Genomic DNA, 13841 nt, shown 5'->3' with positions numbered 1-13841 from the left:
GAATCCGATGCCGAACGACAGAAGCAACGTCGAAAACAGACCATCCCCCGACGCGCTGCTCGAGCATGCGGGGCGGGAAGGGCGCGGCCGTCTGCGCATATTCCTCGGCGCGGCACCTGGTGTCGGCAAGACTTACGAGATGCTGATGTCGGGCCGTGCCAGGCTGGCCGACGGTGTCGACGTGGTAATCGGCGTGGTCGAGACGCATGGCCGCAAGGAAACCCAGGCCCTGGTGGAAGGCTATGAAGTCATTGCCCGCCGCAAGGTCGATTACAGGGGGCGTGTCCTCGACGAGATGGATATCGACGCCATCCTTGCCCGGCACCCGGTGCTGGTCCTGGTCGACGAACTCGCCCACACCAACGCGCCCGGCAGCCGCCACCCCAAGCGCTATCTCGACGTCCAGGAAATCCTGGCGCGGGGCATCGACGTCTATACGACGCTCAACATCCAGCACGTCGAAAGCCTGAACGACGTCGTCGCCCAGATCACGCGGGTCAGGGTGCGCGAGACGGTGCCCGATTCCATGATCGACCAAGCCGATGACGTCGAAATCATCGATCTGACGCCCGACGACCTGATCAAGCGGCTGGAGGAGGGGAAGGTCTATTTCCCCAACACGGCGCAGCGTGCCGTCGAGAACTATTTTTCGCCGGGCAATCTGACGGCGTTGCGGGAACTGGCGCTGCGCCGTACCGCCCAGCGCGTCGACGAGCAGTTGCTCAACCACATGCTGTCCCACGCCATCCAGGGTCCGTGGGCTGCCGGCGAACGGGTTCTCGTCTGCGTCGATGCGCGTCCGGGCGGTGCAGCCCGCATTCGCTATGCACGCAGGCTGGCCGACAGGCTTCGTGCGCCGTGGACGGCGCTTCATGTCGACACGCCTCGCTCGGCCGGCATGTCCGAGGACGACAAGGACAGGCTCGCTACACTCCTGCGCCTCGCCGAGCAGCTCGGCGCCGAGGTGACGACCATCCCAGGCCAGAACCTGGCACAGGATATCGTGCGCCACGCGACGGCGAACAATTTTACCCACATCGTGGTCGGCAGGCCGACCCGGTCGCGCTGGCGGGAACTGATCGAGGGGTCGCTCACCTACGATCTGATCCGCAATGCCGGCGACATCAGCGTCCATGTCATCTCCGGAACGGAGCGGGACACCGAGACGCCTTCCAGGAGAGTGAGCGCGGCTGCCGAGCAGAGGCGGTTCCAGCCCAAGCCGTATTTGCTGGCTACCGCTTACGTTGCCGGATCATTGGCCGTCAGCTCCGCCCTCGACCAGTTTCTCGACGTTCGCAACCTGGCGATCGTCTTCCTGCTCTCCGTGCTGACATCGGCGGTGGCCGGGGGTCTCTGGCCGGCGCTCTACGCCTGTTTCCTGAGCACACTTGCCTTCAACTATTTCTTCCTCGAGCCGCGCTACACGCTGACGATCCGGGATCCGGAGAGCATCGTTGCGATTGCCGTCTTCTTCGCCGTTGCCGTCATCGCCAGCAACCTGACGGCGCGCGTGCAGCGTCAGGCCGCCGCCGCCCGCTCGCGGGCGCGGGCAACCGAAGACATCTATCTGTTCTCCAAGAAGCTCGCCGGCGCCGGCACGCTCGATGACGTGCTCTGGGCCACCGCCTTCCAGATCGCCTCGATGCTGAAGCTGCGCGTGGTGCTGCTTCTGCCGGAAGATGGCACCATCACCGTCAAAGCAGGCTATCCGCCCGACGACACGCTGGCAGAAGCCGACATCGCCGCCGCCCGCTGGGCCTGGGAGCACAACCGCGCCGCAGGACGCGGCGCCGACACGCTGCCTGGCGCCAAGCGCCTCTATCTCCCCTTGCGTACGGGGCGCACGGCGATCGGCGTCGTCGGTCTCGACAATGACAAGCAAGGCCCGCTTTTGACGCCCGAGCAGCAGCGGCTGCTCGACGCGCTGGCCGACCAGGCGGCGGTGGCGATCGAACGCGTCCAGCTCGTCGCCGATGTCGACCGCGCCAAGCTCGCCGCCGAAGCCGACCGGCTGCGCTCGGCGCTGCTGACATCGATTTCGCATGACCTGAAAACGCCGCTTGCGGCCATCATGGGCGCGGCCGGCACGCTCAAGGAATTCGCGCCCGACCTGCCCGAGCACGACAGAGCGGAGCTTCTGTCGACGGTGATCGACGAATCGGAGCGGCTGAACCGCTTCATCGCCAACCTGCTCGACATGACCAAGATCGAGTCCGGGGCGATGGAGCCGAACTACGCCCTCCACTATCTCGGAGATATCGTGGGTACGGCACTCGACCGCGCCCGCAAGATCACAAGTGAACACAGGATCGAGGTCGATATTCCGCCCGACCTGCCGATGCTGCGGCTCGATCCCGTGCTGTTCGAGCAGGTCCTGTTCAACATCTTCGACAATGCCTCGAAATATTCGCCGCCCGGCTCGACGATCCGCGTTCAGGGATGGACCGACAATGGCTCTGTCGTCGTGCAGATCATGGACGAGGGACCGGGCATTCCGGCGCAGGACCTGGAGCGCGTGTTCGACACCTTCTACCGGGTGCGCAAGGGCGATCAGGTGCGCGCCGGCACCGGGCTTGGCCTGTCGATCTGCCGTGGCTTCGTCGAGGCGATGGGCGGCACGATCGCCGCCGCCAACCGGACCGACCGCCCCGGTGCCGCTTTCAGCATCAGGATGCCGGTGCCGGTGCAAGCGCGCGGTATCGGCAACCGCGGCGACGAGCCCGCCGTGGACCAGCGCCGATGACCAATTCGAATGTCAGGATACTGGTTGTCGATGACGAGCCGCCGATCCGCAAGCTGCTTCGGGTCGGCCTCGCCAGCCAGGGCTACACGGTCAGCGAGGCGCCGAACGCCAAGGTGGCGATCGAGCTGATGGAACACGAGAAGCCCGACCTGGTGTTGCTCGATCTCGGCCTGCCCGGCATGAGCGGCCATGACCTCCTTCGCCAATGGCGTGACGACGGCGTCGACATTCCCGTCGTCATCCTCTCCAGCCGCACCGACGAGGCCGGCATCGTCAGCGCGCTCGAACTCGGCGCCGACGACTATGTCACCAAGCCGTTCGGCATGAACGAACTGGTGGCGCGCATCCGCGTGGCGCTGCGCCACAAGTTCCAGCAACAGGGCGAGAAGCCGGTTTTCCAGAGCGGCGACCTCAGCGTCGATCTGGTCAAGCGCATCGTCAAGGTCGAGGACAGGGAGGTGAAGCTCTCGCCGAAGGAGTACGACATACTGCGCATCCTGGTGCAGCATGCCGGCAAGGTACTGACCCACCACTACATCCTGAAGCAGATCTGGGACGATTCGACCGACGTACAGTATCTCAGGGTCTATGTGCGCCAACTCAGGCAGAAGATCGAGAAAACACCCGACCAGCCGCGCTACATCACCACCGAAACCGGCGTCGGCTACCGCCTGCGTGTCGAGTGAAATAACCGGCCCGACAACAACCCCGCGTCAACCGATGACTGCGAGCGGACGATTTGCCGCCGCCGAGGTCCGCAAGGCGGCGAGACAGCCGAGAATGCCGAGCGGCACGAAGGCAAGGAACAGCCAGCTCGCGACACCAGCGGCCGCGTCATGGTTCAGCCCTTGCGAAAAACCGCTGGCATTGGCAACGATGCCGGCAAGGGCGGCACCCACGGCATAGCCGATGCGCTGCATGGTCGGCACCGCGGCCGAAGCGATGGTCTGCTCGTCGTCCGGCGCGGAGGCGACGATGACGCGGGTCAGGAACGGCCAGGCAATGCCGAAACCGCCGCCCTGCAGCAGGGCACAGACCAGGATCAGCGGGATGGAGCCCAGCGGTATGGTGTAGGCGAAGCCGGCGATGCCCGTCGCGATCATCAGTGCGCCGCAGACGATGATCATGCGTTCACGCCGTGGCGGCGCGTTGGCGACGAGGATCGACAGGATCGACCAGGCGATCGATTCGGCGGCGATGATATAGCCGGTGGTCAGCAGCGGAATGTCGTGCAGGCTGGTCAGCAGCAGCGGCCCGTAGACGCCGAAGGAGCAGGTCGCGATCGAAAAGGCGGCGACCATGGTCATGCCGGTGCCGACCGGCGTGCGCCATGAGAACAGCCGCGCCGGGAACAGCCGGGAACGCGGTTTTAGCGCGTCGATGTAGAAGAACAGCGCCAGGCTTGCCAGGCCCAGCACGATCAGCAGCGAGGAACGCAGCAGGGCGATGTCGACGCCCGCCGAGGCGATCAGCACCACGGCAATGGCAAGGCAGCCAAGCGCCATGAACGGGAAGGGCGGCGCCTTGCCGGCGCTCGTGCCGGGTCTTGTCGCTTCCGGTGTGTCGAGTACGAGGAAACTTGCCAGCGCCATGGCGGCGCCGCCGAGGGTGAAGACGCCGAAGGCCCAGCGCCAGGACAGCAATTCGGTCATGATTGCGCCGAGTAGCGGGCCGCTGAAGGCGGCGACGCCCCAGATCGCCGACATGATGCCGAAAAGCTGCGGCCAGATGGCACGCGAGAACAGCCGTTCGACCGAGACGAAGGCCAGCGACACCAGCGCGCCGCCGCCAAGCCCCTCGATCAGACGGCCGGCCAGGAACAATTGCATCGAAGGCGAGGCGGCGCAGATCAGCGCCCCGGCCGCGTAGAGCAGGGCCGCGACCACCATGTTGGTGCGCAGCGCCACATAGCTCACCAGCCGTCCGGCCGCGGCACCGGCGACGATGGCGCCGAGTTCGTAGATCGCCAGCGACCAGCCGACGAGCTGCACGCCGGCCAGTTCGCCGACCATGGCCGGCATGACGGTGGCCACCATAGTCTCATTGGTGGCGTGCAGCAGGATGCCGAGGCTGATGAAGCAGAAGCGCGCCAGGTCACCGCTCGCCCACAATGCGCGCCAATCAACCCTGTTTGTGCTGATTTCAGTCATGTCCATCCCCTGCTTTTGCATATAGCGATGCAGCCGCACGGCGCCAGGAGCCAGCGCGAGGCTTCTGGCAGGACCATGCGCGCGGCGTCGAGACGCGGCCTTGCTCGGGGCGGGTTTGTAGAACCTCAACCTCGGTTGAGCTCAAGGGATTTTTCAAGATATGTTTGAGCCAGCGTCGACCTGGATGGACTGCTTGCCGGCAGGTTGCAGTGATGGCAGCGGCTATGGCTGTCCTCGTCCCCCAAAAATCAAACGGCGCGGAACCATCCTGTCAGGTTCCGCGCCGCAGAGTGAAGGGCCTGGAGCCGAGGCTCCAAACCACTTATTTGAGCGAGTGGATCAGCTCCAGCGAAGTCACCGCCACGGCGAGATTGACGCCGGTCTGCGCCTGGACGCTGAGCGGCTCCAGCATGAAGGCGCTGTCGAAGCCTCCGACCAGCAGGTTGGCGCCGCCGCCGGTCACGACGCTCGCCTCGGCGTTGACACCGTAGTAGCTGCCGGCAAGGTCGCCCGCGTCACGGTCGCGGGTCGCGGCAAAAACCGCCCAGATGAGCTGGCCCTGATGCGTCTTGCCGACATCGACGCCGAGCTTGGAGATGACGCCGGTATAAATCTCCGACGGCCCGTGATGATGGGGCCGGAAGACGCAGGACACGCCCTTGTTGGAGGTCACGATATAGCCGGTGCCGCCATCGATGGTGCAGTCGAGCGTGCCGAGTTGCAACCTACCGGCGCTGGCGGGGGCGGCAGCGAAGACAGTCGTTGCAAGGGCGGCGGCGCAGGCGAGTTTCTTGATCATGGGGAGGGTCCTTTCGCAAATCGCTTCGTGATAACGGCTTGAATGGTCAGACCGTTCCGCCGAAAACTTGGCGCGAACAAGGCAAGGGTCAACGGCTTGCCGCGGGGGTTAACACAGGGTTGCCGGATTGGCGGCGATCTTCAACGCCGCGTGTCCTTTCGGACACGCACACGATGCAGTGGGGCGCTTGGCGCGGGCCTGACGAAGCCGATGTCAGCTGACGCGGGCGAGGCCGTCCTTGGCCGGCTGGTAGCTGGGGTTGAGGCGCACGGCCTCGCGATAGGCCTTCGCCGCCTTTGCCTTGTCGCCGCGCCGTTCGTAGATCAGCGCCTGGTTGGCCCAGGCCTCGGCGTTCTGGCCATCGAGCTTGATCGCCATGTTGAAGTCGGAGAAGGCATTGTCCTCGTCGCCCGTCGCCAGATAGGAGAGGCCACGGCCATTGTAAGGTTCGGCGGCGTCAGGGGCCAGCGAGATAGCGGTCGAGAAATCCTCGATGGCGAATTTGTGCTGGCCCTGGCTCTGATAGATCAGGCCGCGATTGTGGTAGGCGCGGGCGTCCGTGGTATCGAGCTGGATCGCTTTCTGGAAGTCGTTGAAGGCATCCTGGGTGCGGCCGGCCTTGCGGTAGAGATTGCCGCGGCCGATATAAGCGGCGTCATAATTGCCGTTGATCTGGATCGAACGGTTGTAGTCCGCGAGTGCGGCTTCCTGGTTGCCGAGGAAACGCTGGATGAGAGCCCGGTTCGAATAGGCCTGGTAGAAATTCGGGTTGAGCTGGATGGCCTGATTGAAATCCTTGAGCGCCTGCTGGTACTGGCCGCCGCGGCCATAGGCGGAACCGCGCACATTGTAGCCTTCGGGATCCTGGGGATTGCGCTGGATGACCGCCGACAGCGAGGAGATGTTCTCGCTCGACCCTTGCGCCTTATCGATGTTGTTGAACTCGCCGGCCGGGCCCGATGTCTGGCAGCCCGCAAGCACCAGTCCGGAAAGCAGGGCCGCTGTCAGGGCGAAACCACGCAATGCGGTCCCGCGCTCCACGCTTGTTGCGTTCATGTCTGCCCTGTCCTCACTTGCGCCGTCGTTCAGGTCCGGTTCCCCCCGCCGGGCCGGGTCACAATCAAAATAAAAGGGTGGCGGCGATTCCGCATCGCGCCACCCTGGTATCCTTCGAAAAGGACGAAATATTGGCGATAATCAGCGCGGCGGACGCGCTGCACCGGCGGCACCGCCAGCAGCGACCGGACGCGGGGTCATCGGCAGCAGGCCTTCGCGCTGTGCGCGCTTGCGGGCCAGCTTGCGGGCGCGGCGAACGGCTTCGGCCTTTTCACGGGCGCGCTTCTCGGAAGGCTTCTCGTAGTGGCCGCGCATCTTCATTTCGCGGAAAATGCCTTCGCGCTGCATCTTCTTCTTCAGCGCGCGAAGCGCCTGATCAACGTTATTGTCGCGGACGAGTACCTGCACGGGCAATCCTGTCTTTCGGGTTTGATATCAACAGGCAAGCAGCCATAGCCACAAGCCTCCGCGGCGCTCGACACCACGAATTGTGGCGGCTGATAGCAGAATCAAGCCTCGCTGTCCACAGTCGAAATGAGAGACGACAGCCAAATTGCCACGGTCGCCTGGAGATAGTGTGCCCGTTACGCCGTCGCCAGGTGCAGCCGCTCGAAATCTTCGAAGAACTCACCGTAATCGCAGGTGATCTCCTCACCGACGGCGATATCCCGGGTCGCGATGGCGCCGCCATATTGCGAAAAATCGGTGTTCGGGGTCGCCGAATGGTTCATGAAGCGGCCATTGTCGACCTCGTAGACCATGAACCCCGGCTTGTCCGGGCTCGGATAGGCATAACGGTCGAGCAATTCCTTCAGCGGCTGCGGCGCCGTCTCGTACTTGTCCATCGAGATCAGCCGATCGAAATCCGGATCCAGGCGCCAGATCGAGGCGCCCTTGCGGACCGGCTCGGCGGCGAACATGCCGACGCCTTCGATTGCGCTCTGGGCGACATAGGTTCGGATCAGCATCATGGTTCCAGGACCCGTCTTGGCAAGAAGACCCGTTTCGACAGGAAACGGAATCGCCAAATCGCGCCGAAAAAGCAAGACCGGCGGCCTGCGTCACAACGACGAACAGGCCTGTTCCCCGTAAAAGTCCTTCACGTCCGGTTGATCGACACGCCGCCATCGGCAAACAACGCGGTTCCCGTGGTGAAGCTCGAGGCGTCGGAGGCAAGGTAAAGCTCGGAGCGGGCGATCTCTTGCGGCTGCGCCATGCGCTTCAGGAGCAGCCACCCGATACCTGCAGAGGTTCGCACCAACTATTGCCGCAGCAGCCATGCCAGACGGTCTAGCGAGAACGCGTAGGTGATGACGATCAGCACGGCCATGATGATGCCCATAGCGGTATGGCCTGCCACATGGAAACCCGCGGCACCGCCGAACAGGACGACGAATTCCAGCGCCAGCCTGACAGCGCCAGGCACCGGCACCGGAGCCCGGCCTGACCGGCTCGGATCATTGAGGACCGCGAAGGTACCCCATGCCGCGGCTGAGGCGAGCGGCAACGCGATGGCGAGGACCCAACGCCACGCTCCGTCCGAGAGGCTCCAGCCTGCCATGCCGAGGCCAAGCAAGGCGGCAAGCTCCAGCAGGAAGCGCAATGTAAGATTCCACCAGGCGTTGCCCACCATCGTCCTCCGAATCCCCGACGCCGAGGAGTGTGACTGAAGGCAATCATCGGGGCCAGACCGGATACCTCTTTTTCAGCGCGGCGCAAAACGGCAAGCGCCGTCGCAAACAGCGCAAGGATGGCAGCGCTGTTTCGCTAGTGATACACCTCGCGCGCCGGGGCTTGATGATGAACGCCCGGCTGCCATTTGCGAGGCTGGACCGTGAAGAAATACTCTGTATTCGCCATCGCCCGCGAGGCCATGCGCGGCCACAAGGGCTGGGAGGAACAATGGTCCTCGCCAGAGCCGAAGAAGGAATACGACGTCATCATCGTCGGCGCCGGCGGCCATGGGTTGGCCACCGCCTATTATCTGGCCACGGTGCACGGCATCACCAATGTCGCGGTGCTGGAAAAGGGCTGGCTGGGCGGCGGCAACACCGGCCGCAACACCACCATCATCCGTTCCAACTATCTCTATGACGAGAGCGCTGGGATTTACGACCATGCGCTGAAGCTGTGGGATGGGCTCTCCCAGGAGCTCAACTACAACGTCATGTATTCGGCGCGCGGTGTCATGATGCTCGCCCACAATGTGCACGACATCCAGGTGCTGAAGCGCCATGTTCACGCCAACCGGCTGAACGGTATCGACAATGAATGGCTGTCGCCGGAGCAAGCCAAGGAATTCTGTCCGCCGCTCAACACCTCGAAAGACGCGCGCTATCCGGTCGTCGGAGCGGCCTTGCAGCGCCGCGGCGGCACGGCGCGCCATGACGCGGTCGCCTGGGGTTATGCGCGCGGCGCTTCGGCGCGCGGCGTGCACATCATCCAGAACTGCGAGGTCACCGGCGTCAAGCGGGCCGCCAATGGCGCGGTGACCGGCGTCGACACGACGCGCGGCTTCATCGGCGCCAAGAAAGTCGGCGTCGTTGCCGCCGGACACTCCTCCGTCATCATGAACATGGCAGGCGTGCGCATGCCGCTGGAAAGCTATCCGCTGCAGGCGCTGGTGTCGGAGCCGGTCAAGCCGGTCGTGCCCTGCGTTGTGATGTCGAACACGGTGCACGCCTATATCTCGCAGTCCGACAAGGGCGAACTGGTGATCGGCGCCGGCACCGACCAGTATGTTTCCTATTCGCAGACCGGCGGGCTTCACATCTTGCAGCATACGCTGGACGCCATCTGCGAAATGTTCCCGATCTTCACGCGCATGAAGATGCTGCGCTCGTGGGGCGGCATCGTCGACGTGACGCCCGACCGCTCGCCGATCCTGGCCAAGACGCCGGTGCCAGGCCTCTATGTCAATTGCGGCTGGGGCACGGGCGGCTTCAAGGCCACGCCTGGCTCGGGCCATGTCTTTGCACACACCATCGCCAAGGACGATCCGCATCCGATCAACGCGCCCTTCACCATCGAACGCTTCCGCACCGGCCGCCTCATCGACGAGGCTGCTGCGGCGGCGGTGGCGCACTGATGATGACCGAGATGGCTGTGGCGATGCCGCTGATGCTGGCGGGGCTCCATTGATGACCATGGGCCAGAAGCTTTGCGATCAACCCGCCGGCGCGCGCGTCGGCCACGGCGAATTGTAGGAACAAACAGAATGCTTCTCATCCGCTGCCCCTATTGCGAGGAAGAGCGCCCGGAACTCGAATTCCGCAACGCCGGCGAGGCGCATATAGCGCGCTCGGCCAACATGGCCGGCGAGAGCGACGACGATTTCGAGAAGTTCTTCTTCATCCGCTCCAATCCCAAGGGCATCATCTATGAACGCTGGCGGCACATGCATGGCTGCGCGCGCTTCTTCAACGCGGTGCGCGACACCGTCACCGACAAGTTCGTCATGACCTACAAGGCCGGCGAGCCGAAACCTTCCAAGCTGCCCAATAACTCCAACGAAGGGCTTGCCAAATGAGCGGCGCGTTGCGTATTCCGGGCGCCGGACGCCTCAGCCAGGCCAAGGCCGCCCGCTTCAGCTTCGACGGCCAGGCCTATGCCGGCATCGAGGGCGACACATTGGCCTCGGCGCTGCTTGCCAATGGCGTGCATCTGGTCGGCCGTTCGTTCAAGTACCACCGCCCGCGCGGCATCCTGTCGGCCGGCGCGGAAGAGCCCAACGCCCTGGTGCAGATCGTGCGTGATGACGCGCGCAAGACGCCGAACGTGCGCGCGACGGTGCAGGAACTCTATGACGGGCTCGCCGCCAATTCGCAGAACCGCTGGCCGTCGCTGTCCTTCGATGTCGGTGCGGTCAACGATTTGGCATCGCCGCTGTTCTCGGCCGGTTTCTACTACAAGACCTTCATGTGGCCGAAGGCGGCCTGGAAGAGCCTTTACGAGCCGAAGATCCGCGAAGCCGCCGGTCTTGGCGTCTCCCCCGATAGGCCCGATCCCGACCATTATTCCTCGCGCTACGCCCATTGCGACGTTCTGGTGCTGGGCGGCGGTGCCGCCGGCATCGCGGCGGCACTTGCCGCGGCGGAGACCGGCGTGCGCGTCATCCTCGCGGACGAGCAGGCCGAGTTCGGCGGCAGCCTGCGCTTCGAGTCTGGTGCGAAAATCGACGGCCAGGGCGGCTTTGCCTGGGCGCAAGCGGCGATCGCCAGGCTGAGTGCGATGGACAATGTCCGCGTGCTGCCGCGCACCACGGCGTTCGGCTACTACGCGCAGAATTTCGTCGGCCTGGTCGAGCGCGTCAGCGATCACCTGAAGGCTCCCGGCCACGACCTGCCACGCGAGCGGCTCTGGCAGGTCCGCGCCAAGCGCGTGGTGCTGGCCTCCGGCGCCATCGAGCGCCACATGGTGTTCGCCAACAACGACCGGCCAGGCGTCATGCTGGCCGGCGCGGCGCGCACCTTCCTCAATCACTATGGTGTCGCGGTCGGAAAAAATGTCGGTGTCTACACCGCCAATGACTCGGCCTACGGCGCCGCGATCGACCTGAAGAAGGCCGGCGTCAACGTGGCGGCGATCGTCGATCTGCGTGACAACCCGACCGGCCCGGTGATCGACGAGGCGAGGGCGCTCGGCATCGAGATCAATTTCGGCCGTGCTGTGATCCGCGCCGGCGGCAAGCTGCGCGTGTCGTCGATGACGGTGCAGCCGAAGAATGGCGGCGGCGAACGCACCATCGCGGTCGATGCGATCCTGATGTCGGCCGGCTGGACGCCGTCGGTGCATCTGTTCTCGCAGTCGCGCGGCAAGGTCGCCTTCAACGACGAGACCAAGCGCTTCGTGCCGGGCACCTATGCGCAGGACTGCGTCTCGGTCGGCGCCTGCAACGGCACTGACGGCCTGTCGGCAACGGTTGACGAAGCCTATGCGGCGGGCGCCAAGGCGGCCAAGGATGCCGGCGCGAAAGCCGCGAAGGGTGTGAAGCCGAAGGTGGACGCCTCGGAAAGCTGGTCGCGCGGCATGCTGGGTGCGGCACCCGGCGCCGGGCCGGACACGACGGTGAAAGCCTTCGTCGATTTCCAGAACGACGTCACCGCCAAGGATATCCGCCAGGCGGTGCATGAAGGCATGCGCTCGATCGAGCATGTCAAGCGCTTCACCACCAACGGCATGGCGACCGACCAGGGCAAGACGTCCAACATGCACGGGCTGGCGATTGCAGCCGAGACGCTGGGCAAGCCGATCCCCGAGGTCGGCCTGACCACGTTCCGCGCGCCGTACACGCCTGTCACATTCGGCGCGATCGTCAGCCACGCGCGCGGGCCATTGTTCGACCCGACCCGCAAGACGGCAATCCATCCCTGGGCCGAGGCGCAAGGCGCGGTGTTCGAGGATGTCGGCCAGTGGAAGCGCGCCTGGTATTTCCCAAAAGCCGGCGAGGACATGCATGCGGCGGTCGACCGCGAATGCGTCGCCGTCCGCAACCAGGCCGGCCTGTTCGATGCCTCGACGCTGGGCAAGATAGAAGTGGTCGGGCCGGATGCGGCCAAATTCATGGAACTGCTCTACACCAATCCGTGGGAGAAGCTGGAGCCAGGCCGCTGCCGCTATGGCATCATGCTGCGCGAGGACGGCTTCATCTATGATGACGGTGTCGTCGGCAGGCTGGCGCCGGACCGTTTCCATGTCACCACGACGACGGGCGGCGCGCCGCGCGTCATGAACCACATGGAGGATTACCTCCAGACCGAGTTCCCTCATCTCAATGTCTGGCTGACCTCGATCACCGAGCAGTGGGCGGTCATCGCCGTGCAGGGTCCGAAATCCCGCGACATCATCGCGCCGCTGGTGGAAGGCATCGACATGTCCGATGAAGCGCTGCCGCATATGTCGGTGCGCGAGGGCAAGATCTGCGGCGTGCCGACACGGCTGTTTCGCATGTCGTTCACCGGCGAGCGCGGTTTCGAGGTCAATGTGCCGGCCGACCATGGCCAGGCGGTCTGGGAAGCGCTGTGGGCCAAGGGCCAGAAGCATGGCGCCACCGCGTACGGCACCGAGGCGATGCACGTGTTGCGCGCCGAGAAGGGCTATATCATCGTCGGCCAGGATACGGACGGCACGGTGACGCCCAACGATGCCGGTCTCGACTGGGCGGTCGGCAAGAAGAAGGCCGACTTCGTCGGCATTCGCGGCCTGACGCGGCCTGACCTCGTGGCCAAGGGCCGCAAGCAACTGGTCGGCCTCAAAACCAAGGACCCCAAGGTGGTGCTGGAAGAAGGCGCGCAGATCGTCGAGGATTCGAAGCAGGCGATTCCGATGAAGATGATCGGCCATGTCACATCGAGTTATTGGTCGCAAAATTGCGGCCGTTCGATCGCGCTGGCGCTGGTCGCCGGCGGGCGTGACCGGATGGGCGATACGCTCTACGTGCCGATGCCGAACGGGGTGATCGAAGTGGAGGTTACCGGCATGGTGTTCTTCGACGAGACGGGAGGGCGCCTCAATGGCTAAGGCTGCTGCAAAGACGGCCGCGACGGTTTCGCCCTCGGCAGAGCGGCGTCCGGCACTGGCCGGGCGCACCGTCTCCGCAACGGGTGTCAAGGTCGAGGTGCTGCCGCCGGCCGAGCGCGTCTCGCTGCGCGCGCCGGAAGCTTCGGTCGCTGCCCTGTCGAAGGCACTCGGCGTATTCTTGCCGAAGCAGCCGAAAACCTCGGCGTCGAAGGGCGGGCGAACGGCGCTGTGGCTTGGGCCGGACGAGTGGCTTGTCATCGACGAGGCCGGCAAGGACCCACTCGCCGATTGCGCAAAGGTTTCAGCGTTGCACTCGTCGGTCGGCATCTCGCATCGCAACATCGCGATTTCAGTCACCGGTCCGGCGGCGGAAGCCGCGATCAATTCGGGCTGCCCGCAGGATCTGTCGCTCGAAGCCTTCCCGGTGGGCGCCGCTTCGCGCACCATCCTGGGCAAGGCCGAGATCGTGCTGTTGCGGACGGCCGATGAGGCTTTCAGGGTCGAGTGCTGGCGTTCCTTCTCGGACTATGTCTTTACTTTCCTGTCCGAGGGAGCCCGCCACGCCGCTGGCTGA

The 13841-nt window shown here is 64.7% G+C and carries 12 protein-coding genes and 1 pseudogene; 6 read left to right on the top strand and 7 right to left on the bottom strand.

Features of this window, described 5'->3' with window-relative positions:
- The first annotated feature begins 7 nt into the window (after positions 1 to 7).
- Together LB536_RS24725 and LB536_RS24720 are read left to right on the top strand one after the other, a co-directional pair.
- Positions 8 to 2743, top strand: coding sequence for a sensor histidine kinase (locus LB536_RS24725; RefSeq protein WP_224597194.1), 2736 nt, complete (start codon positions 8 to 10; stop codon positions 2741 to 2743).
- Positions 2740 to 3429: a response regulator transcription factor gene (locus LB536_RS24720; RefSeq protein ID WP_224597191.1), complete on the top strand. Its 690-nt coding sequence runs from the start codon at positions 2740 to 2742 to the stop codon at positions 3427 to 3429. The genes LB536_RS24725 and LB536_RS24720 overlap by 4 nt, the downstream gene beginning before the upstream one ends.
- 27 nt (positions 3430 to 3456) lie before the next feature.
- Here the strand turns inward: LB536_RS24720 and LB536_RS24715 are convergent, their stop codons facing one another.
- The 7 genes and pseudogenes from LB536_RS24715 to LB536_RS24685 all read right to left on the bottom strand — a co-directional run bounded on the left by LB536_RS24715 (position 3457) and on the right by LB536_RS24685 (position 8381).
- Positions 3457 to 4893, bottom strand: coding sequence for an MFS transporter (locus LB536_RS24715; protein ID WP_224597188.1), 1437 nt, complete (start codon positions 4891 to 4893; stop codon positions 3457 to 3459).
- 322 nt (positions 4894 to 5215) lie between these two features.
- Positions 5216 to 5692: a DUF992 domain-containing protein gene (locus LB536_RS24710; protein WP_140756154.1), complete on the bottom strand. Its 477-nt coding sequence runs from the start codon at positions 5690 to 5692 to the stop codon at positions 5216 to 5218.
- Positions 5693 to 5905: 213 nt separating this feature from the next.
- A complete protein-coding gene (locus LB536_RS24705) occupies positions 5906 to 6748 on the bottom strand; it encodes a tetratricopeptide repeat protein (RefSeq protein ID WP_140756152.1) in 843 nt (280 codons plus the stop codon).
- 141 nt (positions 6749 to 6889) lie between these two features.
- Positions 6890 to 7156 carry a 30S ribosomal protein S21 gene (gene rpsU / locus LB536_RS24700; protein ID WP_010911429.1) on the bottom strand — a complete coding sequence of 89 codons (267 nt, stop codon included), beginning with the start codon at positions 7154 to 7156 and terminating at the stop codon, positions 6890 to 6892.
- Between the two features lie 176 nt (positions 7157 to 7332).
- Positions 7333 to 7719 carry an SET domain-containing protein gene (locus tag LB536_RS24695; protein WP_224597185.1) on the bottom strand — a complete coding sequence of 129 codons (387 nt, stop codon included), beginning with the start codon at positions 7717 to 7719 and terminating at the stop codon, positions 7333 to 7335.
- Between the two features lie 128 nt (positions 7720 to 7847).
- Positions 7848 to 7973: pseudogene (locus LB536_RS24690) on the bottom strand (SDR family oxidoreductase); the annotation flags it as partial.
- A gap of 36 nt (positions 7974 to 8009) precedes the next feature.
- On the bottom strand, positions 8010 to 8381 hold the full coding sequence (locus LB536_RS24685; RefSeq protein ID WP_224597182.1) for a YrdB family protein: 372 nt from the start codon (positions 8379 to 8381) through the stop codon (positions 8010 to 8012).
- A gap of 201 nt (positions 8382 to 8582) precedes the next feature.
- Between LB536_RS24685 and LB536_RS24680 the strand changes: the two genes are divergently transcribed.
- From LB536_RS24680 to LB536_RS24665, 4 genes are all read left to right on the top strand, one after another.
- Positions 8583 to 9836, top strand: coding sequence for a sarcosine oxidase subunit beta (locus LB536_RS24680; RefSeq protein ID WP_224597179.1), 1254 nt, complete (start codon positions 8583 to 8585; stop codon positions 9834 to 9836).
- Between the two features lie 129 nt (positions 9837 to 9965).
- Entirely contained in the window at positions 9966 to 10277 is a 312-nt protein-coding gene (locus LB536_RS24675) for a sarcosine oxidase subunit delta (RefSeq protein ID WP_140756146.1), read from the top strand.
- Complete coding sequence (locus LB536_RS24670) at positions 10274 to 13267, top strand: sarcosine oxidase subunit alpha (protein ID WP_224597175.1); 2994 nt, start codon at positions 10274 to 10276, stop codon at positions 13265 to 13267. Before LB536_RS24675 ends, LB536_RS24670 begins: the two co-directional genes overlap by 4 nt.
- On the top strand, positions 13260 to 13841 hold the full coding sequence (locus LB536_RS24665) for a sarcosine oxidase subunit gamma (RefSeq protein ID WP_224597172.1): 582 nt from the start codon (positions 13260 to 13262) through the stop codon (positions 13839 to 13841). The genes LB536_RS24670 and LB536_RS24665 overlap by 8 nt, the downstream gene beginning before the upstream one ends.

The organism is Mesorhizobium sp. ES1-3, assembly GCF_020164795.1.
GTDB lineage: Bacteria > Pseudomonadota > Alphaproteobacteria > Rhizobiales > Rhizobiaceae > Mesorhizobium.
This window is presented reverse-complemented; position numbering and strand designations above follow the sequence as displayed.